This is a genomic window from Sphingobium sp. B2 (genome assembly GCF_007693735.1).
Lineage (GTDB): Bacteria > Pseudomonadota > Alphaproteobacteria > Sphingomonadales > Sphingomonadaceae > Sphingobium > Sphingobium xenophagum.
This window is the reverse complement of sequence record NZ_VDBZ01000001.1, coordinates 3505-25922: the sequence shown is the minus strand read 5'-3', so window position 1 is coordinate 25922 and position 22418 is coordinate 3505. Positions and strand designations below refer to the sequence as shown.

The 22418-nt window shown below is 63.3% G+C and carries 17 protein-coding genes and 1 pseudogene; 3 read left to right on the top strand and 15 right to left on the bottom strand.

Annotated features, from left to right (window positions below):
* Positions 1-6: 6 nt before the first annotated feature.
* Genes FE851_RS00100 through FE851_RS00085 form a run of 4 tightly spaced genes read right to left on the bottom strand, consistent with a single transcriptional unit; the run spans position 7 to position 6998 of the window.
* Entirely contained in the window at positions 7-1851 is a 1845-nt protein-coding gene (locus FE851_RS00100; protein ID WP_145198798.1) for an ABC transporter ATP-binding protein, read from the bottom strand.
* Positions 1848-2861, bottom strand: a complete 1014-nt coding sequence (locus tag FE851_RS00095; RefSeq protein ID WP_145198795.1) for a glycosyltransferase family 2 protein — start codon at positions 2859-2861, stop codon at positions 1848-1850. The genes FE851_RS00100 and FE851_RS00095 overlap by 4 nt, the downstream gene beginning before the upstream one ends.
* Positions 2858-5911 (bottom strand): trifunctional glycosyltransferase/class I SAM-dependent methyltransferase/polysaccharide deacetylase, encoded by a 3054-nt coding sequence (locus tag FE851_RS00090; protein ID WP_145198791.1) that lies wholly within the window; start codon positions 5909-5911, stop codon positions 2858-2860. The genes FE851_RS00095 and FE851_RS00090 overlap by 4 nt, the downstream gene beginning before the upstream one ends.
* Positions 5904-6998 carry a glycosyltransferase family 2 protein gene (locus tag FE851_RS00085; protein ID WP_261370810.1) on the bottom strand — a complete coding sequence of 365 codons (1095 nt, stop codon included), beginning with the start codon at positions 6996-6998 and terminating at the stop codon, positions 5904-5906. The genes FE851_RS00090 and FE851_RS00085 overlap by 8 nt, the downstream gene beginning before the upstream one ends.
* Positions 6999-7148: 150 nt before the next feature.
* On the opposite strand from FE851_RS00085, the gene FE851_RS00080 reads away from it, so the two are divergent.
* Entirely contained in the window at positions 7149-8057 is a 909-nt protein-coding gene (locus FE851_RS00080; RefSeq protein ID WP_145198789.1) for a glycosyl hydrolase, read from the top strand.
* Here the strand turns inward: FE851_RS00080 and FE851_RS00075 are convergent.
* The 5 genes from FE851_RS00075 to FE851_RS00055 all read right to left on the bottom strand — a co-directional run bounded on the left by FE851_RS00075 (position 7996) and on the right by FE851_RS00055 (position 13772).
* The gene (locus FE851_RS00075; RefSeq protein ID WP_145198786.1) at positions 7996-9093 is read right to left on the bottom strand and encodes a hypothetical protein; all 1098 of its coding nucleotides are present in this window, start codon (positions 9091-9093) and stop codon (positions 7996-7998) included. The genes FE851_RS00080 and FE851_RS00075 overlap by 62 nt on opposite strands.
* A 10-nt stretch (positions 9094-9103) precedes the next feature.
* Positions 9104-10318 (bottom strand): beta-ketoacyl-[acyl-carrier-protein] synthase family protein, encoded by a 1215-nt coding sequence (locus FE851_RS00070; protein ID WP_145198783.1) that lies wholly within the window; start codon positions 10316-10318, stop codon positions 9104-9106.
* Positions 10315-10566 carry an acyl carrier protein gene (locus FE851_RS00065; protein ID WP_145198781.1) on the bottom strand — a complete coding sequence of 84 codons (252 nt, stop codon included), beginning with the start codon at positions 10564-10566 and terminating at the stop codon, positions 10315-10317. Before FE851_RS00065 ends, FE851_RS00070 begins: the two co-directional genes overlap by 4 nt.
* 112 nt (positions 10567-10678) lie before the next feature.
* On the bottom strand, positions 10679-12022 hold the full coding sequence (locus FE851_RS00060; RefSeq protein WP_186378707.1) for an HlyD family type I secretion periplasmic adaptor subunit: 1344 nt from the start codon (positions 12020-12022) through the stop codon (positions 10679-10681).
* Between the two features lie 4 nt (positions 12023-12026).
* Positions 12027-13772, bottom strand: a complete 1746-nt coding sequence (locus FE851_RS00055) for a type I secretion system permease/ATPase (RefSeq protein ID WP_145198774.1) — start codon at positions 13770-13772, stop codon at positions 12027-12029.
* 124 nt (positions 13773-13896) lie between these two features.
* Here FE851_RS00055 and FE851_RS00050 point away from each other — a divergent pair, with 124 nt between their 5' ends.
* Positions 13897-15000: an acyltransferase family protein gene (locus FE851_RS00050; protein ID WP_145198771.1), complete on the top strand. Its 1104-nt coding sequence runs from the start codon at positions 13897-13899 to the stop codon at positions 14998-15000.
* A gap of 129 nt (positions 15001-15129) precedes the next feature.
* A complete protein-coding gene (locus FE851_RS00045; protein ID WP_145198768.1) occupies positions 15130-16701 on the top strand; it encodes a TolC family protein in 1572 nt (523 codons plus the stop codon).
* 341 nt (positions 16702-17042) lie between these two features.
* Here the strand turns inward: FE851_RS00045 and FE851_RS00040 are convergent, their stop codons facing one another.
* The 6 genes and pseudogenes from FE851_RS00040 to tnpC all read right to left on the bottom strand — a co-directional run.
* Positions 17043-17951 carry a transposase gene (locus tag FE851_RS00040; RefSeq protein ID WP_145198765.1) on the bottom strand — a complete coding sequence of 303 codons (909 nt, stop codon included), beginning with the start codon at positions 17949-17951 and terminating at the stop codon, positions 17043-17045.
* 447 nt (positions 17952-18398) lie between these two features.
* Positions 18399-19412 carry an IS110 family transposase gene (locus FE851_RS00035; RefSeq protein ID WP_145203944.1) on the bottom strand — a complete coding sequence of 338 codons (1014 nt, stop codon included), beginning with the start codon at positions 19410-19412 and terminating at the stop codon, positions 18399-18401.
* A gap of 39 nt (positions 19413-19451) precedes the next feature.
* Positions 19452-20150, bottom strand: a pseudogene (locus tag FE851_RS00030) (IS66 family transposase zinc-finger binding domain-containing protein); the annotation flags it as partial.
* A 73-nt stretch (positions 20151-20223) separates the two neighbouring features.
* Positions 20224-20565 (bottom strand): IS66 family insertion sequence element accessory protein TnpB, encoded by a 342-nt coding sequence (gene tnpB / locus FE851_RS00025; protein ID WP_031286377.1) that lies wholly within the window; start codon positions 20563-20565, stop codon positions 20224-20226.
* Positions 20562-20891, bottom strand: coding sequence for an IS66-like element accessory protein TnpA (tnpA, locus tag FE851_RS00020; protein ID WP_229710707.1), 330 nt, complete (start codon positions 20889-20891; stop codon positions 20562-20564). Before tnpA ends, tnpB begins: the two co-directional genes overlap by 4 nt.
* Before the next feature lie 48 nt (positions 20892-20939).
* A partial coding sequence (gene tnpC / locus FE851_RS00015; protein WP_145203942.1) for an IS66 family transposase occupies positions 20940-22418 on the bottom strand: 1479 nt, incomplete at its 5' end.

The following is a 22418-nucleotide window of genomic DNA, read 5'->3' as shown; positions in this document are numbered from 1 at the left end:
CGCCGTTCAGGGCTGCGCAGCGCCGAACAACGCCGCAAATTTTGGCGAGCGCGCCATCAGTTCAGCAGGGGCACCAGCGCCCCGGACCTTGCCCCCGTCGATCCATACGATATGATCGACCGACCGTACCGTTTCGAGGCGATGGGTGATCATCAGCAGCGTCCGTCCCTGCATATGAGTGTCAATCGCCGTGCGAACGCGATCCTCCAGATTACGGTCGAGCGCGCTCATCGCTTCGTCCAGGATCATGAAGGCAGGTTGCCGCAGGATGGCCCTAGCCAGCCCGATGCGCTGGCGCTGTCCGCCCGAAAAACGCAACCCTTCCTGCCCCACCCATTCCTCAAAGCCATAAGGCAGGTCCTCGACGAATTCGGCGACGCCTGCGCTGCGCGCCGCCGCCACCACATCCTCTTCCGCCGCGCCTTCCCGCGCCATGCGGATATTGTCAATCACTGTGCCTTCGACCAGATCAACATCCTGCCCCGCGACGCCAATCATGCGTAGCCAATCCGTGCGCCGGCACTGATCCAGCGGAACGCCGTCCACGCTGATCTGCCCCCCTACCGGCGTATGGAGGCGCAGCAGCAGATTGACGATCGTCGTTTTGCCGGCCCCGCTGGCCCCCACCAGCGCCGTCGTCTTGCCTGCGGGAATGTCGAACGAAACGGCGTCCAGCACTTCGGGCTGATCGGGTCCGTAGGCGAAGCTCACATCGCGAAAAGCAACGCCCGTGCGCAGATCCTGTACCGGGACCGTCCCGGCCAGGGGATAATCCTTGTCTTCATCCTGGATCATCGTGCGGACCGAACGAAGCTGTGTCTGCACCTGCGCGATATAGAGGAGATTGGCCTCCAGTTCCCTTATATGTGGCTGTAGCCGATAGAGCAGGACGACCGCCCCCAGCGTCACCGCGAAACTCGTCCCCCACCAGCCGGCGGCGGCGATGATCGTGCACAGGATGGCCAGATAGCCGATCTCCGTCAGCGGGCCGATCCAGGCCGACAGCCGCAGCATCGCCAGCGAGCTTTCGCGCGCGATGGCGGATGCCGCGACGAAGCGGCCATGATGATATTCCTCCTGCCCATAGGCGCGAATCGTGCGCATCCCCTGCAAGGTGACGAGCATATGTTCGCCAAGTTCGCGATGCGCATTCTTAACCTGTCCGCCAAAGGCGCGGGCGGGATTGGCGAAGAAGCGCAATATCGTGGCGATGACGAGCGTACCGACGATCGCGGTCAGCGTGATCGGCACCGACAGCCCCATGAGGAAGGCGAGGAACACCAGGATCGAGCAACTGTTGATGATGAGCCGCGTAAAGGCGGCATAGGCGCTGGCGATGACCCAGGATTCGGTCCCCAGCACCTCCATCAGTTCGGCCTGCTCATGCCTCCGGACGAATGCATAGGAGACAGTGAGATATTGCTGGTGGATGCGATTGCGCACCGATTCGCTGATCTGCTCCCCAATCGCAGAACTGATCCGGGTATAGAGCAGCGCCAGCAGGCCACGCGCGATGATCAGGACCATGATCAGCAGGGCAAGTTCCGTAGTGCTGCCGAACCAGCCGACCGCATCCCGCAATATCTCTCCCATCATGCCGTCGCCCTCGGCGGCTGCGACTTGGCCACTGGCGGTGTAGAGGAACAGCAGGATGAGCGTGATGCCGATTGTCTCAGCCAGCGAGGAAACCAGCCCCAACGCGATCAACGCCGGGGTCGTCCAGCGCGGCTTGCCGACGATCGCCAGCAATTTTCGCAGGTCGCGAAGCGAGGACAGGGCCGCGCTCGGCTCGCGCGCCCCATCGCCCGCCTCGTCAGTATCGAGCGGCGCGGCGACGGGGGTGATGGTCATGACGGGAGATCGCCTATGGGAAAGGGATAGGGGGCCGACGGGGTAACGGGACGACGATGCCGCAACCCCCGGAGACGACGGCGCGCGCGTTGCTTGGCCCCCCGGACGAGTTGAACGCACGCATCGGGTATATCACGCATCATGACCCCGGCTGCCACCCTGGGATGGGCACGGAACAGCAGTGCGAGAACGCCCCATAACTGTCGCAGATCGCCAAGATAGATAGCCCGGCGGACGAGCCAGCCGCCATAGGCCCGCAAGCCTTCGATCAGGATCGGCCGCTTGGCCGGATGACGATCTGCCATCTCCTCGACGACCATCAGCCAGGACCGCAGCATCCGCCGCATGTCGCTCGACATGTTGTCCGGCAGGTAACGATAGCCAACCAGATAGTCGGGCACGACCGCGAAGCTGTGCCGTTCGGCGACGCGGGCGTAAAATAATATGTCCTCGCACCCCTGCGCGCCGGCGCGCCAAAGGCTACATTCAAAACCCCGCGCGTCAATCAGCGCCTGTCGCCGGACCAGCGCGGCGCTGCCGTTGCCGACGAAATTGCCGCGAAACAGATGGTCGAGCACCTGCCCCTCGCGCATCGGCCGCTCCCGATTGTCGGTAACGTGGCTCAGCGCATCAATCTTGGCATGCCAGCAATAGACGAGGCCGCATCCCGGTCCCGCGGCGTCCAGTGTCGCAAGCTGACGCTCGATCTTCAAGGGCGCCCACAGGTCGTCGGCGTCGACGAAGGCGATGAGATCGGCCTTCGCCTCCTGCCAGCCGCGATTGCGCGCTGCCGCAACCCCGCCATTCTGCGTCTCGATCAGCCGAATGCGCGGATCAGCGACGGCATGGGTGCGCACGATGGCGGCTGTTTCGTCGCGGGAACCGTCATCGACGACGATGATTTCCAGTGCGCCATGCGTCTGCGTGCGTACGCTGCGCAACGTCTCATCGATCGTGGCGGCAACATTATAGGCGGGGATGACGATGCTGACGAGCCTGTCATCGATCACAGCAGAGCCTCCATCATACCCGTGAAGTCGGCAAGAGAGTGGTCGCCGCGCACTTCCATGCGCGTCAGGTCGAACGGCGACTGACCCAGCGTCACCGCCCCCTGCCCGCCGCCAATCGCAAGCGTGTAGCCGCATTGCGACGCCAGCCTGCCGAAACGCTCGTCGATGGCGCCGTACGGCGCGGCGAGCGCTGCGGGTGCCCAGCCGATCCAGCGCTCGATCATCGCGCGGGACCGGAGCATCTCGTCTGCCAGCGCCGCCGTCGACAGGCCGTCGGCGGCGCTGTGGCTCGCCAGGTGCGAACCAAAAAAGACGCCTTCTCCCGCCAGCCGGGCGATCGTCGCCGCATCCATCAGCGGCGCTGGCACCCCGAAACGCGCATCCCATTGCGCACGCCCGCCGACATGATCGGTGACGAGGAAAATTTCGGCGGTCATGTCGAGCGCCTGGAGCAACGGCCAGCCATGGTCCGCGAAATCCTGAAGCCCGTCGTCGAAGGTGATCCATACGGGCCGTCCGGTGAAAGGTTCGTCATGGGCCAAGTGCCACTGCACCTGATCGGCCGTTACCGTATGATAGCCATGGGATCGCAGCCAGCGCATCTGGTCGCGGAACATCCCAGGCGCCACGCGATAACGGCGCAGCTCATCCGATCCACCTTCGGCAACCGCATGATACATCAGCACGGGCAGCGTCGCGCGGCGTTCGTCAGCTGCTTCGGCACGCAAGGTTGGCGCACTGTTCCAGATGACCCGTCGCGCGACGGACAGTTCGAGCGGCGCCATCAACGCATGATCCTGGACTAACGGAGACGGATGCACGGCGTCGTCGGCGACGCGACAGAAACGGTCGACCCGGTAGAGTTCTGTCTGGATCGAATGATCGAGCGCAAGGCCGGGCGTTGCTGCAAGCACGTCCGCGATTACCTTGACGCCAAAAGGGTTGGACCAGTCGAAACCCGTGCGGCTGCGGTCGTCGGCGATCATGTGCGCATGGGCAGTGACAAGGGTGCCGCCCGGCCCGAGCGCAGCGGCTAGCCGGGCAGCAACGGATGCCAGTTCCGCCTCGTCGTCGAGATAATAGAGGACTTCGGAACAGATGATGAGGTCTAACCCGATAGGTAACGCATCACGGGCAAGATCCAGCACCGCAAAATCTATGTTGGTCCGGTCCGCCAGCCTGTGTCGCGCCCGCGATACCGCCGGTTCGGCGATATCGGTGGCGAGCAGGTGATCGACACGATCCGCCAACTGGGCAGTGAACACCCCCTCGGCGCAGGCGAGTTCCAGCGCGCGACCCAGCGGCCGATCGGGCAGCAGGGAAAGCTGGAGCCGATATTTTTCTTGCTCATAGGGCGAACCGTAATTCCACGGGTCTTCATGCGCAAAATAGCTGTCCCAAAATGCCTTGCGATCGCCGCTTCGTTCTGCCTCCGCCGGCGTTTCGCGCAGCGCGACCGTGGGCATGACGGGCCGGGGCGTCGCCAGCGCCCTTGCGCGCGCCTCGACCGCCCGCCGGGCCAGCGCGTGATTGTGGCCGCCGGCAGGATAGAGTTCCGGCGCGCGCGCGATCACCGCTTCACCCTCCGCCAGCGCGGCTGCATAGGGTGTCGGACCTACGCCAAAAAGCGTGCCCAGCTTGCGCGACATCCGGGCCTGCAAGGGCGGCGCCTGCCAATCGAGGCCATGCGCCGACAGTGCATGGCTGATAGCGACCGGCGCCGCCAGCCAGCGGATGAAGCCGCCGATCGCCTCGCGTGACTGATCTGGGAAATGAATCTGATCGACCCATTCCAGCGCGCCAAAGCCGCCCAGTGCGCCCGGCTCGGCGATCGAGCGCACTTCGTCTTGCCACACGATATAAGCGTGCAACCGATCGATCCCCGGCGGCAGCGCGACGTCGGGCGGCGCGTCCATCGCCACGCGCAGCCCCAGCGTCAATCCAAGCATACGCGGCTCCGCCAGGCTATCATAGGCGATCAGCTTGCGGTCGAGTGCATAGCGGATACGCCGCTCTGCCCCTGCATCGTTCCACAGCCTGCCCAATTCGGCGAGGAATCGGTCGATGATGCCGGCATAAGCCGCCCAGTGCGCCGCGAGTTGCGCGGGCACCAGGCGCAGGCCGACCACCAGCGCTTCGATGATATTGTCGGCGATCGCTTCGGCGCGGTCGGGTCCGTGGCTCAGATGGGCCAGCGGCTCTACATCGACCGGCGCGCCAACGCCCCCGACTTCAGCCACGATGATGTTCCAGAAGGCGAACCAAGCATAGGCTTCCTCCATCGACAGGCCGCGGGCGTCCGTAATGCCCTGGGCGTAGGCAGGCAGCGGATGCGCGACACGCGGGTCGGCATCGAAGGCGCGCCGGATCACCGTCCGTCCATCCGCCAGCATCTGCCCGCTGTCCCTTGTCAGCGATCCTGTGGACGAACGATAATAGGACAGCGCCTCGTCCACCATCAGCCACCGAGCGCCGGCGCGCGACAGCCGCTGCCACAGATCCCAATCTTCACAGGTGCGCAACCCGGTGTCGAACCCGCCGGCATCCACCACCATCTGCCGATCGACCAGCAGGCAATTGATGGTTACGACGGCGCATGTCCGGGCGAATGTCTCGAACGGTTCGTCGCGCACCCGTGGATCGGCGAAACCATCGGTCATCGACCCGTCCGGCATCACGCGGCGATAGGCGCAATAAGCGATCTGATGATCGGGCGCGGCCTTCAGCGCATCCAGCATCTTGGCCAGGAAAGCCGCATCGACCCAGTCGTCCGCGTCCAGAAAGGCGAGCCATGGGGCCTGCGCCGCCGCGATGCCCCGGTTGCGCGCGCCCGCCGCGCCTTCGCCGCCGCCAAGCATATAGCGAATACGTGGGTCCGCCAGCGCCATGCGTTGCAAGATGGCGGCGGTGTCGTCGGTCGACCTGTCGTCCACGACCAATGCTTCCCAATCGATGACGCTCTGGACCTTCAAGCTTTCCAGGGCCGCCTCGATCGTCGCTTCCGCATTTCGGGCCGGCATGATGACCGAAACAGAAGGTCGATCAGCCATTGGGGCGCTTCTGCCTATAATAGAAAAGGAGGCCAGCAAAATAGCCGGTGACTTCCTGGCGCAGAAAGCGGTCCTCCACCGTCCAGCCCCGCCCCAGCCGCCGCCACAGCCGCCCGATATACCAGCGCGGCATCACCCACAGCGCCTGGCGCCGGTTGCAGCCAAGCCCGGTGCGCTCATTTTGCACCATCAACGCCGCAGCATGGCCCCGCATATAGGAATAAATCTGGTGGGAAAGCCCGTCCATCGCGCGGCGATGAAAATGAAACGCGACGGATGTCGGCTCGTACCGGCAATCCACACCCGCTGCGAGCAGTCGATACCAAAATTCCGAATCGCCCGAACAACCGGCCTGCCCCACATCCAGCCGTTCATCGAAATAGCCGACCTTGGCAAAGACGTCCTGGCGGAACGCCATGCTGGCGCCCGCTCCCACCTTCCATGCCGGAAACACCGTCTCGGCGGAGATGGCGGCGAAGTCACCGGCTTTGAAATCGACCCGGTCATAGCCCTGACTGAAGCTCCAGTAGCTCTCGAAATGGCGTTGCGCGTCAGTTTCCAGTTCGCCCGGCAGCACGAGGCCGGTGACGGCGCCTATTGCGGGATCATCGAAGGCGGCGACCAAATGTTCCAGCCAGCGCGGATGCAGGAGCACGTCGTCGTCGGTATAGGCGATGATGTCCGCCGTGGCGTGCGTTGCGCCGGTGTCGCGGGCAAGATCCAGCCCCGGCCGATCTTCCCGCACGTAAACAACGCCCGCAGCCAGCGCCACCTCACGCGTGCGGCCGTCGCGTGAGGCATTGTCCACGACGACGATCTCGTTCGGGGCGAAGCTCTGCTGCGGCAACGAAGCGAGGCAGCGCCGCAGTTCATCCGGCCGGTCGCGGGTGCATATGACGACGCTGGCGGTCGCTGGCGGCAGGACGGCGGGCGGGGCTGCGGGCGGCACGGACGCTTCGACCCGTCGTTCGCCTCCACCCTCCAGCCGCAACAGATGGCCGACAGGATAGCCGCCCCGCCAGAAAACGGTCATGGCGACATTCTGGGCCGCTGGTGCATCCCCGGCGTCCAGATCGATATGATGCATACCGCCTAGCCCCTTAAGGGCCGCCAGAGGTTGCGAATGGGCGCCTGACACTCTACCCCGACCGAATTACCTTTGCCCCGACAGTGAGACTATTGTTCAATGCAATAAAGTCGGCGCATTCGCAACTGTTGCTGTGGAAGGACTTGACCCATGATGGGCCAACGCCAACGCTCCGCCTACGGCGGATCCGCCATGATGCGGGCCCTACTCCTGTCCCTGTCGTTGCCAGCCCCGCTTCGCGCGCAACTGGCGGCGGACCCCACACGGATCGAACAGCCCCAAAAAATCGGCGTGGGCACCTGGCCCGTCTACGGCCAGGACCGGATGATCGAGGATGTCGACGCGCTGGGTGCCCACTGGTTCTATAGCTGGAAAGACAGCGGCGAGGTCGTGGATGCGCGTCATGTGCCGATGGTGTGGGGCCGCAATGACAGGCTGGATCGCGCCGTTCCCGTGCTGCTGGGCTTCAACGAGCCGGACGAGTCGCAGCAGGCGGCAATGTCAGTGAAGCAAGCGATCCATCAATGGCCTAAATTGATGGCGTCCGGCGAACGCCTGTCATCCCCGGCGACGTCGCGGCCGGGGACGCTGGGACCAAGATCCTGGCTGGGCAAGTTCATGACGGAGGCTGATCGCAGGGGATATCGCGTCGATTTTATCGCTGTACATTATTACGCGACGAATCGCGATATCGGCGAATTCAAACGCTTTCTGGAGGCGGTGCATGCGCGTTACGGACGACCTATATGGGTCACCGAATGGGCGCTGGCCGATTGGCATCACCGCGACCGCTTCACCGTTGCCCAGCAGCGCGCCTTCCTTGAAGCGGGCGTTCAGATGATGGACGACTTGCCTTTTGTGGAACGGCACGCCTGGTTCGGCAGCTATGCTAGCCTGGGTGGGGCGCATATCAATTCGGAACTGGTCGATCCGGCCGGCGGGTTGACCGCCATCGGTGAAACGTTCCGCGCGGCCGCCGGCGCGATGCTCGTGTCGCCTATTTGCGATGCCGCGTCCGGTGCACCAGCCGACGCAACATCTCCACCAGCCACCTGCTGAGCCCGAAGCAAAAGGCCAACATATGGTTCAACAGGGGCTTGAGCGCCAGATAGGCAGCCGCATGAGCCGTGGGGTTGAGGATCAGGACCAGCAGATAGGGGTAAACGCCCGCGGGAAAGGGAAAGAAGTTAGTCAGCATCGGCCACAGGGCCGCGATCATCCAACCGTGCAGCAGCAGAAACTGCGTCGATGCACGACCGAACCATTGTATCGCCCACGGAATATGCGGAATGAAGCGAAGCTGCGACACCCATAGCAGGAACAGCAGAAAAGCGATTTCCGATGCCAGCGCCAAGGGCAGGAAACCTTGGGCGCCCACCATCGGGAAGGGCAGAAATTCGATGTTGCATGTCCAGCAAAGGCCGGTCGCCATGATGTCGGGACCATTCAGCCATGCCGCCGCCAGCGACGCTGCCAGACCGCCCACGCCCAGCCAGGCGGGAACTTGGCGCCTGCGCGGGACGTGCATTCCGATCATGAAGAACAGCAGGGCGAACGGCCAGTTGCGCCATTCGTAGAGGTTGTGCGGCAGGTGGAGCCACTGCCCGATCAGGATAAGGAGGGTGATCGCAACCACGGCTATTAGGAACCGGAGCCTGTTCCGCTCGAACAGCCAGGCAAGCGGACGGACCACCGACAGCACGATGAAGAACCACGCCACGAACGTCGAATAACCCGTGCCATAAACGATGGGACGCACCAGCACCCGGAACAGATCGCGCCAGCTTTCCGGCAGACCATAGATGATCGCACTGATCAGGACACCGCCAAGATGCGACAGGGCGGCCAGCGCGAGCAGCGTGACGGACTGAATGGCCACCGATTGGGCCGAACGCCGCTTTAATCCCGACGCACCCATGCCGCTAAGGAAAAAGAAGACCGAGACGTGCCCGGCCAACAATTTCACCTGGATCAGCGCAGCGGGGACCGCCATCGGATCAGGAACCACCTTCAGCATGGCGAACAGCACATGCAGGTAGAAGACGCCCATCAGCATATAGCCGCGCGCGAGTTCACTTCGTTGATCGAGCGTCACGCGGAGGTCGTCACTCGGCAGACGCGGCGGAAAATGCGAGCACCGCGTTCAACCCGCCAAAGGCGAAGGAATTGCTCAAGGCGTGGCGCAGGGGCGCCTTGCGCGGCCCCTCGGTCACGAAGTCCAGCCCCAGGCTTTCGTCGGGGTCCGTGCAGTTGGCGGTGGGCGGGACGATCTGTTCATACAGCGCCATGGCGGTCACAAACGCTTCCATCGCGCCGGTGGCGCCCAAGCTGTGACCCAGAACCCCCTTGGACGACGAGACCAGAGGCAAAGGCGCGTCGGCGAACACGGCGCGAATCATATCGCTTTCAAGTTTGTCGTTCATCATCGTACCCGTGCCGTGGGCATTGACATAGTCTATCTGCGTCGGCGTCAGGCGGGCGTCGGCCAAGGCCATCTGCATCGCTTCCGCCGTGCTCGCCGGGTCGGGCGACGTCAGGTCGGCAGCGTCAGCATTGGCGCCAAAGCCGGTCAATTCGGCATAGATGGTCGCGCCGCGCGCGACCGCATGATCCCATTCCTCCAGGATCAGCGTAGCGGCGCCCTCCCCGATGACCAGGCCTGATCGATTGCGCGAAAAGGGGCGGCAAGTGTCCGACGCCAATACCCGCAGCGCTTCCCACCCCACCATTGTCCCGGCGGTGATGCAGGCTTCCGCGCCACCGGCCACCGTGACCTTCGCCTCGCCTGACCGCACCATCTTGAACGCGACCCCCACGGCGTGCGCTCCCGATGCACAGGCGCTGGCGATGGCGAACGTCATGCCGCGCAGGCCCAGATCCATGCTGATCTGACTGGCGGGCGCATTGGCCATCAGCTTGGGAATGGAAAAGGGATGGACGCGGGATTTCCACTCGCCATAGATATGGTGGAAATTGTCATCGAGCGTGTTCATGCCGCCCACGCCGACACCGATGATGGTCGGTGCATTCACCCGAGCGGGGTGCGAAGGTTCAAGGCCGCTGTCTGCCAGCGCCTCGCGCGCGCTGATGACCGCAAACTGTGATGTGCGATCCAGGAAGGACAATTGTTTCGACGCGAAATGATCGGTCGCAACATAGTCGCGCACCTGCGCTGCGATCGGGCAGGCGACCAAATGGCCGCGCAAAATGTCGATCGGGCCGATCCCGCTGATGCCGGCCGCCACCGCCCGCCAACTGTCGGGCGCGGTCTTGCCGACCGGGGAAATCGCTCCGAGCCCCGTGATGGCGACACGCTTCATGCCGGCTTTTGCTTCGCCAACGCCTTTTCGACCAGAATCACGATATCGCCGACTGTCCGCATTTCCATTTCTTCAGCGGCATTGGCGTTGAACGGGATGTCGATCTTGAACGCCTCTTCCAGGGCGAACACCGTCTCGATCACGTCGAGCGACTCGTAGCCCGCCTCGGCAAGGTCGGAATTCTCATCGAGGGTCGACGGCTCCCGGTCGAGTTGCTTGGCAACGATGGCCTTGATCTGTTCCAGCATGGACATCAATATTTCCCCCGTCAGGCATCCGGAACGGCATACCATTCGCAGGTGCAATATGAAACCTAATCAACGCAATCTCAAGCGATTTGCCGTCCCGATCCGGAGCCGATCAATTCTCGCGGAACGCCCGGTTGAATTGGTCGCTGAGCGGCTTGACAATATAGGATAGAAGCGACCGCTTCTCGGTCTGGACGAAACATTCCACGGGCATGCCCGGCCTTAGCTCCAGCTCGCCCAGTCGGCGCAATTCCTTATCGTCCACCTCCACGCGCAGCTTGTAATAGCTGTTGCCGGTGCGTTCGTCCGTCGTGCGTTCCGGGGCAATATGATCCACCGTTCCGTTTAGCTCCGGCGTCGTCTGAAGGTTGAAGGCGGTGAAACGCACGACGGCCTTCTGTCCGATATGGAGCTGATCGATATCATAAGGGCTGGCGCGTAGTTCGACACTGAGGCGGTCGGAATCGGGTACGATCTCCATGATCGTCTGCATCGGCGGCACCGTGCCGCCGATGGTCGTGAAGGCCAGCTTGTCGACGATCCCGTCATGCGGCGCGCGGACCACGCTGCGATCGAACGTGTCGCCCGCAGATACGGACCGGATTTCCTGTTCGTTCAGCCGCGACTGGACATCGGCAAGCTGCATGCCGGCCTCGCTGCGCGCAGCCTGCGCCGACTGGATGGATAGCTGCCGCAATTCGGCGATCTTGGCGTGAGTCTGGGCGATCTGCGCCCTAAGGGCGGCGGACGTGCCTTCCAGGTCCACGGCCGTGCGTTCAAGTTGGTTGAGACGCGAAACGGTGACGAGCTTGCGTTCATACAGCGAGCGCAAGCCGTCGCGTTCCGGCACGATCAGGCTGGTTTGTTTGCCCGCGGCAGTCAACTGCGCCTGCAACGCGGCAATTTCCTGACCGGCCTGCTGGATGCGTTCGGAATATTGCGCCTGTTCGCCGGCACGCGCCCGACGGCGCACCTCGTACAGGCTTGCCTCCTCCGCCATCGCCGCGGTGGCGGCGGGAGTCGGCTCAATCGTCATTTCGGATGGAAAGCTTAAAGGACGGCCATCACGTTCGGCCAACAGGCGTGCACGCGCCGCCAGAAGCTGGTCGACGCTTTCGCCGGTCTTGGTCTTGCTGGCTTCAGACACGGTGCTGTCCAGCCGCATCAACATCTGGCCCTTGCGCACCCGGTCGCCTTCCTTGACGAACACTTGCGCGATCACACCGCCCGTGGGATGCGCGATCTTTTTGACGCGGCTCTCCACCGCAACCTCGCCCTGGCCGACCACGGCGCCACGCGTCTGGATGACCGCTGCCAGCACAAACAGCATGACGAACAGGCCGCCGATCGCGATGATCCCGATGCGGACGCTGCGTCGCAACCCCATCTGGGGATGCTCGAACAGTTGATCCGCATCCTCTGCCACCAGGAAATTGCTGGGCAATTGATAACTCACGATTCTACTCCTCACCGCCCTTAGGCGGCGTTTGTTCCTGGGCGGCCTGGACAGGCTTGCGGCCTTCAAGCAGGCGTTGGCGAACATCCTGCTTGGGGCCGAAATCCTGCATAGCGCCATCGCGCAACACCATGATATAATCGGCAACGTCGACGGTGGCCGACGCGTTGCCCACGATGACGACGATGGCGCCGCGGGCGCGCGCCGCCACGATCGTCTGGCCCAGCGCCTGCTGGCCCTTGCCGTCGAGATGGGTCGCGGGCTCGTCCAGCAGGATCAGGAAGGGATCGCCATAAAGCGCGCGGGCAAGCGCGACGCGCTGCCGCTGGGCTACCGACAGCTTGACGCCCTCTTCCCCCACCGGCGTCGCATAGCCCTGCGGCATGCGAACGATCATGTCGTGTGCATTGGCAGCCGTGGCTGCAGCGATCACCTCTTCGGACGTAGCGGACGGCGCGAAACGCGCGATATTCTCCGCGATCGTGCCGCTGAACAGGTCGATCGTCTGCGGCAGATAGCCAATGTGGCGGGTCAGTTCGTCGTCGGACCACTGGTCCAGTGCGGCGTCATCGATCCGCACCTTGCCGGCGACCGCAGGCCAGATGCCAGCCAGCGCGCGCAGCAACGACGATTTGCCGGCGCCTGCCATGCCGATCACGCCCAACACGGTGCCCGCGCCCAGCTTGAGCGAGACGTCGCGGATGACGATGGTGCGTGTGCCCGGCGGGCCTACCGCGACATTTTCGACGCTCAGGCTCTGCGTAGGCGCGGGCAGCGACAGCTTCCTGTCCGGCCAGGGGCCGATATCCAGCAACTGGCGCAGATTGCGCCAGGCTTCACGCCCCTCCGCCAGTTCCTGTAGATGCCCCGCGACAGTGACGAAAGGCCGCAACGCGCCCATGCCCAGCACCGCCGCAGCCAGAACGACGCCGGGGCTGGCCTTGTCGGCGATCGCGAGCCAGGCACCGATGGCCGTCAGGATGACGAACATCGCGATCATCATGGCCTGTCCGCCGATGACGCTGGCAGTTTCGATCTGGTAGATCTGCTGGTCCAGCATGGCGTAGCGCCGCGCGCTGCGACGCCGGGCCATGACGACGTCGGACCGCATGCCGAGCGCGCGGACTAGGTCCGCGTGACGGCGGTGAGTCTCCGCCATCACGTGCCGTTCGCCCAGCGCGGGAAGCAGGTCCACCATCACGCCCAGAATTCGGCGCCAGGCGCGATAGAGCAGCGCCGCCATGACGACCCCGCCAACGAACAGCCCCAGCGCCATCCATCCGCTCAGGATAATCATTACGATCAGCAACGGCACGAACGCGCCGATGTCGAGCAAGCCAGACACCCCGTTTCCCGCAATCGCCCGGCGCAGGCGGTCCAGCGCATAAGTGATCTGCATGTCTTCAGCCAGGCTGCCGTCGGGCGCGGTGAAGCGGCTGCGTGCTTCTATCGTCGCCTTGCCCAGACGGATGTCCAGGCCGTTCGCAAACTGCATCAGGATGTGCGCGCGCATATAGGCGAAGGCCGTCATGAAAACCAGCGCGACGATTGTCAGCGCCACGACGCCGAGCAGGCTTTCGGCGCTGCGCCCGACCATCGTGACATCGAACACCAGAATGGCAAAGATCGCGAGAATGACCGGCAACAGCGCAAGCGCTCCGCTGAGCAGCAGCAACGCTGTCAGGGTTCCGCGCGGACCGTCCATCAATTGACGCATCGCGTAAGACCCATCACCATGCGGTTCCTGCATTTGCCTTTTGATTCCTTTGAGGCCGTTACTCTAATAGGCTCAAAGTTAAGCAAGTTCTAATCATTCTTCGACATGTCGCATTTTCGTTGCAAACCATGACCAACCGAGTGCCAAAGGATTTTGCATGACCATCGACGATGATCTTCTGAAGCCCGAGCGGAACAATCTGACTTTGGTTCGCCTGGTGTTGGCGTCGGCGGTCATCCTCACCCATTGCTATTGGCGCGTCCACCATGTTGGGGGGCAGGACCAGTTCAGCACCTGGCTCGGCGTGCCCCTATCCGTCTATGCGGTGGACGGTTTCTTCTTCCTCAGCGGTTTCCTAGTCTATGGCAGCCTCCGCCGCCGCGCCCATGCCGGGCGATTCATGGTGGCGCGGCTGGCGCGCATGATGCCGGCGCTGGTCGTTTCGGTGCTGCTGACCGTACTGATCGGTGCCTTCTTCACCCGCCTGCCGCCGATCGGCTATCTCGGCGGGGAGACGGCGCGTTTCGTCGGCAATAATCTCAGTCTGATGGGCGGGCACTATAGTCTGTCGGGCATCATGTGCGGCGCGCGGCCCTGCGTCATCAACGGTTCGCTGTGGACCCTTCACTGGGAAATGCTGTGCTATTTGCTGCTGGCGGCAGCGGCGCTCGTGGGACTGTCACGGGCGCGCCCGATGCTGATGCTGGTGATCCCGGCGACGGTGCTGGTCGCGCTGCTGGTCCATCTTCCCTTCGTGCATGCGATACTGGGCAAGATCGGCGGCAAGGGCGGACTGTATTTCGTGGAATATGCCGATCGCCTGTGGACGCTGTTCGCCGCCGGCATCGCGGCCCAACTCCTGCGCGATCGCATCCGGCTGTCCTGGGCGGTCCTTCTTCTGTTGACGGTGGCGAACCTGCTCGCGCATCGCTGGAACATCAATTATCATGTCCAGACCCTCTTCGTGGGCTATGCCGTGCTTTGCCTTGGCTTGCTGTCGGCGAAGAATGGCGCGATATCGGGGCGGTGGCCCGATTACAGCTATGGCATGTATATCTATGCCTTCCCGGTTATGATGCTGGCCGCTGGGCTGATGCGCATCGACAATTATCTGTTGCTGGCACTCATGAATTTCGCCTTCACTCTTCCCCTCGCAGCCCTGTCATGGCATTTTGTGGAAAAGCCCGTGTTGGAACTGGTCCGCAACCGCCGCCAGCGCGCGACACAGGATCACCAGCCCACAATCGCCACGGCAGGCTGAGCGCGCCGTCCCGCTTGAGTGCCGCGTGAAATTAGGCAATAGTTTTTAAGCATTGTCCATCACCGGTGCAAGGGCGGCGTCCGACCGGGCCTCCTGGGTGGCAAGGATCGACCAATTGGGGGAAATAACATGCGGCACATCTCCTTGACATCCATTTGCAGCGCCCTGCTGTGCGGCGCGGCGCAGGGCGCGTGGGCGCAAGGGGAGGGGGTACCCGCTCCGCGCGAGGCGCCCCTCGTCTTCGTGTCACCGCGGCCCGTCGCCGCGGGCGAAACCCCGGCCCCGACCGAAATCCGCAACCTAGCGCAGGCGATCAGGCTGGTTTACTGGAGCAACCCCAGCTTGCTGGCCCAGCGGGCGACTGTCCGTTCGTCCGACAATCGTTATCCCGCCGCGCGCGCCGCCTATGGCCTGACGCTCAGCGCAGAAGGTTCGCATGCTTATCAGCGCGACCGGTTCAACACCCTACTGGGATGGGCCGGCAATCAGGGCTGGGCATCGACCGCGTCAGCGATCCTAAACCAGCCGCTTTTCACATTCGGGCGCAGCGCCGGCGGAGAACGGGTCGCTCTGGCCCAGGTCGCCTTCGCCCGCGACACGCTCCGGCTAGTTGAAACGCAGATCCTGCTAGATACCATTAACAGCTATATCGCGGTCATCCGGGATCGCGAGGCGGTGGTAATCGCGCAGGAGAATCTGGGCCTGCTCGATCGCCAGTTGAACGAGAGCCGCGCGCGCTACGAAGTGCGCGACATCACCGATTCCGATTGGCGGCAGATCGAAACACGCGTCGAACTGGGTCGGGCGCAATTGCTGCTGGCCGAAGGGCAACTTAGCGGCAGCGAGGCGCAATTTGTCCAGCTCGTCGGGGTGCGTCCAGGCGAACTGACCCCGCCGGTCGAACTGGTGGTGCCGTTCACGTCGATCGAACAGGCCTATGACCTAGGCGACAGCCACAGCCCGGTAATCCGCGCTGCCCAATCGCGCGAAAAAATCTCGCGCGCATCGACCACCGCGCTGCGGGCCGAATTTGGTCCCCGCGTCGATCTGCGCGGTACGGCCAGCTATGGTACGGTGTCCTCGTACAGCAATGACCTGCGATCGACCCAGCTACGCGGCGAGGTCGTGCTGTCGATGCCGCTGCTGGATGGCAATCTGAGACTGTCGCGCCTGCGCGAGGCGGAGGAAGCCAACGCCTCCGATTGGCGGTTAATCGACCAGTCGGTGCGCGAAACCCATGCGACGATCGGGTCAAGCTGGCAGCAATTGGTACTAACGCGGAAGTCACTAGTCAATTATAGTCGTGCCGTCGAGGCGGCGCGCCAAGCCTATAATGGTGCCGTCGAGCAGGAGATTGCGGGAGACCGTACCAAGCTCGACGTACTCGATCTGGCGCGCGACCTGCTCAATGTTCGGATTGGATATATCTCTGCGCAGGCCAATGAATATATTTTTCGCGCAGCGCTTCTCGCGGCGATCGATGGGCTGAATGCGAGCCAGTTGGTGCCGGACATTCAGCGGTACGATCCCACCGATCATTTTGACAAGGTTCGCGGACGTGGCGACCTTCCGCTCATCACCGACAGGTTGTCCGGACTCGACAGGATCACGGGTGGCGATATCTCGACGGATCGTCCCGTCAGGGATGCGGTCGCGGCTGTCAGGCTAGCTCCTGCAGCGCCCATGCCGCTACCGGAATAAGGAGGGCATCCACCTAATCGTGCTAACGATTTGTTTTTGGAAAGTATCGTGCCGTGTCTTGATTTAAATGTTTAGACCCGGCATTTGATTGTACGGATTGATGATATATCGTTCGGCTCGTTCACCGACATTGTTCAGATATACTTGTAGGATGTAGAGTCCGATCCAGCCACTGGGCGAGGTGGTGCCTAAAGCCAGTAGCCGACTGGACACCTCTAAGAACCGGGCGAATTTGGCGTGCTCGGGTAGCGGCGGCTATAACGGGCGCAATGGATCGGATCGCCCGCCTGCTTTCGGGCTGACTTTGCAGCCCTTGCGGGGGTTTCTTCGCCGTTTCGGGATCAGGCGGGCGCGGTTCTCCCTTCGTGCCAGACGAGGCGTTTGAACTTATAGGCCAGGTTGGCCATGCCGATTTTCATCCTGGCGCGCTCGATACCGATGGTGCGGACGAACAAGGCCATGCGCGATTTCTGGGTGGCAAAGACATGCTCGACGACCGACCGCACTTTGGATCGGGCGGCGTTGGCCCGTTGGTGCCGCCGGTCCATCGGCTTGCCTTTGGGCTTGCGGAAATGAATCATCGACTTGAGCCTGGCACGACGGATCGCGGCCTCGTTCTTGGCCGAGCGATAGGCCGTATCGGCCCAGACCGACTGCGCGATGTTCCCGGTGTCGAGCACGTCCTCGAACGCGCCGCTGTCGTGGCGTGCCGCGTGGGTCACCGCCCATTTACGGATGAAGCCGAAGGTGCGGTCGATCCCGGCGTGATTCTTGTAGCCGAACATCGGCACCATGATCTGCGCCGGAACCGCCGCGCGCGCCTCGCCGGTTTCGCTGCGCTTGAGGCTGCCGCGCTTCATCGTCCAGCGCGCGTCGATGTCTTTCTGGCTCGCCTTGGCCGATTCGTCCGGCCAAATCTCTTCCGCCGCCTTGCCTTCCTTGATCAGGGCCTTCTCCTCGTCGGTCATATGCTGGCGCGGTGCGGCGATCACCGTCGCATCGATGATCTGACCGCCCTGCGCCAGATAGCCGCAGGCCTTCAGCCGCGCATCGAACAGCGCGAACAGCTGCTCTATCGACCGGGCTTGCACCAGATGCTCACGGAATAGCCAGATCGTCTTTGCATCGGGGCTCGGTGCATTAGGCGTCAGGCCCAGAAACCGCAGAAACGACAGCCGGTCCCGGATCTGGAACTCCGCCTGATCGTCGGACAGATTATACAGCGCCTGGAGGACCAGCACCTTGAACATCTTAACCGAATCATAGGGCGGTCTGCCGCCCTTCGCCCCATCCGAACGCTTCAGCGCCTTCTCCAGCGCGCACCTCAGGCGCAAACTTGTTCGTCGTCTTGCTCATATCGGCTCCATCTACTCAAGAGTTGGAGCCTCCGGCAACCCCGGCGCGTGTGTGGATGCCCCCGGTTTTGCAAGGTGATTTTCGGACGGCTGTAACGGCTCGGCGCTTCTATCGCTCGTGTGTCAGGCCTCTTGCTGTGGCCTGATTTCGCCACGGGCCGGTATGCAGTTCGAAGAACGAGGTCCACATCGGTTCAGAGAGCTTTATTGCTCGAGCGCCGGGACTGGTTTGCTCGTCCTGGAACATTGAAGTCCTTGCCGCATAATCGTCTGTCGATCTCCTTGTCGGGGCTATCAGCCCCTAAGCGCTCCCCGCTTTGCCCTTATGTGGGGGCAAGCGCGTCACGCCATCCGGTAATTCTGTTCGTGCGTCATCATCGCCCAGATCATGCGTGCCATTTTGTTGGCTAGCGCGACGGCCGCTACCATGCGGGGCTTGCGCCCCAGCACGCGGCCGAGCCAGTTGTCGGGCAATACGCCGCGCCGGATGATCCAGCGGATCCTGCTCATCGCGCCAACGATCGGCAGCTTGCGGATATCGGCCTGGCCCATCTTGCTCACGCCGCCCAGCCGTGTCTTACCGCCGGTCGATCGCTGGCGAGGCACAAGTCCGAGCCATGCAGCGAAGTTCCGGCCGCTGGCAAAGGCCCGTAGGTCGGGTGCAAACGCCATTATCGCGCCCGCCGTCACCGGGCCGACTCCCGGCACTGTGCAGAGCCGACGCATCGCGTCATCGACCTTGGTCGCTGCGCGCAACTTAAAGTGCAAATCGTCGATCTTCTGCGTGAGCACCGCGATCTGGTCGAGGTAAAGACGAACGATATCGCACACAGCGTCAGGGAGTTCGGTCTCATCGGCGTCGATCATGCCGGCGACGGCCTCGAGACCCGTCGGCCCTTGCGCAACGACCAGCCCAAACTCGCCCAGATGCCCCCGCAGGGCGTTGATCAGCTGGGTGCGTTGCCCGACAAACAACTGGTGGGTCCGGAATGCGACTGCTCGGGCCTGATGCTCCGCACTCTTAACCGCCACATAATGCAGGTTCGGTCGCAGAGCGGCTTCGGCGATCGCAGCCGCGTCCGCCGCATCGTTCTTCTGTCGTTTGACGAACGGCCTCACGTAGATCGGCGGGATCAGCCGCACCTCGTGGCCAAGGCCTTGCGCGAGCCGCCCCCAGAAGTGGCTCGTTGCGCACGCCTCCATCGCTACAATGCAGGGTGTCTGCTCGCGCAAAACCGTCTCGAGCTTCGCGCGAGAAACCATCCGGTTGAATAGAACCGCCCCTCCTGCGGCGGTCGCACAGACCTGGAAGCTACGCTTGGCAAGGTCGATCGCGAGAATGTGAACGTCAGTCATGTGCTCCTCCTTCTCCAGCGCAACATCGCGCCGGTCAGGCAGCGGCACGCCTTCGCGGGTGAAACGCTCGGCCTGGCGGTTGAGAGGCTGGTGCTGTCCATACTTCTCGAACAGCAGCATGGCGAGGAAGCTTGGGCCGGCCCAGCCACGCGGCACGACATGGAAGGGCGCGGGCGGCTGCGTGATCTTCTCGCAATCTCGGCAGGAGAACTTCTCGCGTACGGTCTGGATGACCTTCCAGGTACGCGGGATCACCTCCAGCGTCTCGGTTACATCCTCGCCCAGCTTCGACAGGCGCATGCCGCCACAGGCCGGGCAGGAACAGGGCGCCGGAACGACGCCGCGGTCGCGGGGCAACTGGTCGGGGAACGGCTTTCTGACCGACCTCTTGCGCTCAAAGGCGGTGACGTTCGTCGCCTTGGTCGCGGCGGTCTCGGCGGCCAGATCGTCTTCGGCGGCGTCGGCCTCCAAATCTTCGAGCTCAAACTCCATCTGCGCAAGAAGCCGGCGGGTGCGTCCGGCGCTGGGGCCGTATTGCTCGCGCCTGAGCTTGGCGATCTGCAACTTGTAGTGCGAGATCAATGCCTCGGTGGCGCTCTCCCGGGCACGGGCATTGGCCAGTTCGGCCTCGGCGCTGGTGGCGCGCTGTTCGGCCGCATCGGCGCGTTGCGTGCTGCGCCGGACCAGCGCCTTGAGCGCTTCGATATCGGCAGGCAGGGGCGAAACGGCGGCGTCCACAACCCGGATGGAATCACAGAAAACCGCCCGGATGAAGCGGAAAATGCGACCTCGGCAAAAGAAAATCCGTGCCTTATCCCGCGCTCTGCGGACGCCAGCTATATTGCGGGTTCCGCCAGTCCACGCCGTCGAGCAAACAGGCCAGCTGTGAGCTCGTCAGCGACACTACGCCATCCTTCGCGGAGGGCCAAATAAACTTCCCTCGTTCCAACCGCTTCGAATAAAGCGACATCCCGAGACCGTCGTGCCAGATTATCTTCACCAGCGACCCGTTACGCCCGCGAAAGACCCAAAGATCGCCGGCAAATGGGTCTCGCGAAAAACTCTGCTGTACCATCGCCGCGAGGCTCTGCATGCCGCGACGCATATCGGTATGGCCCATTGCGATCCACACCCGTGCGCCTGCTGGGATCATCGCAAGGCCTTCAGCGCCGCCGACACCAATGCAGGTGATGCCGCAGCTGATACGTTCACGCGTCCCTTGGCGCCGAGATCGATGATGATCACCGGCATCCCGGCCTGTTGCCAGCCTTGCTGGGTGCCATCGTCTACCACCGCCTCGGCGAACTCGGTCAGGGCGGGCGGTTGTCGCAGCTTGCTGCGCCATGTGTAGATCCGCGCCGTGGAAATGTCGTGCCGTCGCGCCACGGCCGAAACGCTGGATCCCGGCGCAAAGGCTTCCGCCAAAATCTGCAGCCGTTCCTCGTCGCTCCACCGCCGCCGCCGTTCCGGCCCGGTCATTACCGTTATGTGCCCCATGAACCGTAGGCATTCGGTGAAGGCCGCGGATCAGGCGGCTTCGCGTTGATCTTCGGCTGCGCGCCAATTCCATGGCAGCAGTTCGTGGAGACGGTTTTGGGGGATGTCGGCGATGCGGCTGAGCACATCGGCGAGCCAGGCCTGCGGATCGATATCGTTGAGCTTTGCCGTGGCGATAAGGCTCAGCATGAAGGCGGTGCGCTGGCCACCACGATCTGAACCAGCGAAGAGCCATGATTTTCTGCCCAGGGCTATGCCTCGAAGCGCCCGTTCCGCCGCGTTGTTCGTCAGGCAGATGTGGCCATCGTCGAGGAAGGCTGCGAAGGCGGGCCATGCCTTGAGCATGTAATCCATGGCCTCGGCCACATCGTTGTTCTTTGACAGCTTTGACCGGTTGTCGCGCATCCATTCTTCCAGATCGGCAACCAGCGGTGCGCTGAGTTCCTGTCGAAGGGCGTGACGCTCCTGGGCCGTTCTGCCGTTGATGGCGCGCTCAATGTCAAAGATCGCGTCGATACGGCGGACCGCCTCCACCGCCAGCGGCGAGATGACGGGTGCCTTCTTGCGGCGCTTCTTGAGCTGCGCGGCGATATCGGCCAGCTCGAAGAAATAACGGCGCGCATGGCTCCAGCAAAGGGCGCGGGTCAGCGGTGCCGGCAGGCGGTCGCCATGGAACAGGGCATTATAGCCGGCATAGGCATCAGCCTGAAGAATGCCTCTCCAACCGCGCAGATGGCCCACAGAATGCTCGCCCCGCCGGTCGCGGGAATAATGGAAGATCGCCGCGGGAGGCGCGGGCCCGCCAAAAGGTCGATCATCCCGAACATAGGTCCAGATCCGGCCCGTATCGGTCTTGGTCTTGGCCAGCACCGGCACCGTTGTATCGTCGCCATGCAATCGCTCGGCGGCAAGGACGTGGGCTTCGATCAGCAGATAGAGCGGCATCAGCGCGGCGGCGCAGGTGCCGACCTGATCGGCCAGAGTGGAAAGGCTCAGGTCCACGCCTTCCCGGGCATAGCGATCACGCTGGCGGTTAAGCGGTTGATGCGCACCGAACTTCTCGAACAGCAGCATCGCCAGGAAGCTGGGGCCAAATAGCCCGCGGGGCGTCACATGGAACGGCGCTGGCGGTTGGGTGATCTTCTCACAGGCTCGGCAAGAGAACTTCTCCCGCACAGTCTGAACCACCTTCCACTGTCGCGGCACGACCTCAAGCGTCTCGGTGATATCCTCGCCCAGCTTGCACAGCCGATCCGAGCCGCAGCAGGGGCAGGCATCGGGCGCGGCGATGACGACGCGCTCGCGCGGCAGATGCTCGGGCAAGGCCTTGCGGGCGGGCCGCTTGCGCTCGAACGGCGCGACGTTGGTCTTCGCCGCTGCCAGGGCAGCCAGAAACTCATCTTCGCTGGCAGCGGTCTCGCACTCCTCGAAGGTCAGTTCCATCTGGTCGAGCAGATGGCGCGTGCGCTCGGAGCGCTGGCCAAAAAGGGTGCGGCGCATCTTCTCGTT

Coding starts and splice junctions, on each gene's coding strand:
- FE851_RS00100 (WP_145198798.1), bottom strand. CDS start 1,851: ATGACCATCACCCCCGTCGCCGCGCCGCTCGATACTGACGAGGCGGGC.
- FE851_RS00090 (WP_145198791.1), bottom strand. CDS start 5,911: ATGGCTGATCGACCTTCTGTTTCGGTCATCATGCCGGCCCGAAATGCG.
- FE851_RS00085 (WP_261370810.1), bottom strand. CDS start 6,998: ATGCATCATATCGATCTGGACGCCGGGGATGCACCAGCGGCCCAGAAT.
- FE851_RS00080 (WP_145198789.1), top strand. CDS start 7,149: ATGATGGGCCAACGCCAACGCTCCGCCTACGGCGGATCCGCCATGATG.
- FE851_RS00070 (WP_145198783.1), bottom strand. CDS start 10,318: ATGAAGCGTGTCGCCATCACGGGGCTCGGAGCGATTTCCCCGGTCGGC.
- FE851_RS00065 (WP_145198781.1), bottom strand. CDS start 10,566: ATGCTGGAACAGATCAAGGCCATCGTTGCCAAGCAACTCGACCGGGAG.
- FE851_RS00055 (WP_145198774.1), bottom strand. CDS start 13,772: ATGCAGGAACCGCATGGTGATGGGTCTTACGCGATGCGTCAATTGATG.
- FE851_RS00050 (WP_145198771.1), top strand. CDS start 13,897: ATGACCATCGACGATGATCTTCTGAAGCCCGAGCGGAACAATCTGACT.
- FE851_RS00045 (WP_145198768.1), top strand. CDS start 15,130: ATGCGGCACATCTCCTTGACATCCATTTGCAGCGCCCTGCTGTGCGGC.
- FE851_RS00040 (WP_145198765.1), bottom strand. CDS start 17,951: ATGTTCAAGGTGCTGGTCCTCCAGGCGCTGTATAATCTGTCCGACGAT.
- FE851_RS00035 (WP_145203944.1), bottom strand. CDS start 19,412: ATGACTGACGTTCACATTCTCGCGATCGACCTTGCCAAGCGTAGCTTC.
- tnpB (WP_031286377.1), bottom strand. CDS start 20,565: ATGATCCCAGCAGGCGCACGGGTGTGGATCGCAATGGGCCATACCGAT.
- tnpA (WP_229710707.1), bottom strand. CDS start 20,891: ATGACCGGGCCGGAACGGCGGCGGCGGTGGAGCGACGAGGAACGGCTG.